A 235-nucleotide genomic window follows, 5' to 3' on the forward strand; every position below is an offset into this window, starting at 1 on the left:
CTATGGTCATCAAGCTTTGACTTGTACGAGTAGTCGCTCCCAATCGGGCAGCGTTACTCAGAATCTGGAAGAAGTAATTGGGTAATGAAGTTGTATCAACGAACGTTACAACGCACTTCTCATTCACCACAACCTGCTAAGGTTATAGGGACAAGCCGTACGGGCAATTAGTACTGGTTAGCTTAATGCATTACTGCACTTCCACACCCAGCCTATCAACGTCCTGGTCTCGAAC

Annotated in this window: 1 rRNA gene; it reads right to left on the reverse strand. The window is 46.4% G+C overall.

From position 1 onward, the window contains the following. Window positions 1–146 precede the first annotated feature (146 nt). Window positions 147–235, reverse strand: a 23S ribosomal RNA gene (locus tag H3H36_RS26580); the annotation flags it as partial.

Origin of the sequence: Rugamonas fusca (genome assembly GCF_014042365.1) — a bacterium.
Taxonomy (GTDB): Bacteria; Pseudomonadota; Gammaproteobacteria; order Burkholderiales; family Burkholderiaceae_D; genus Rugamonas; species Rugamonas fusca.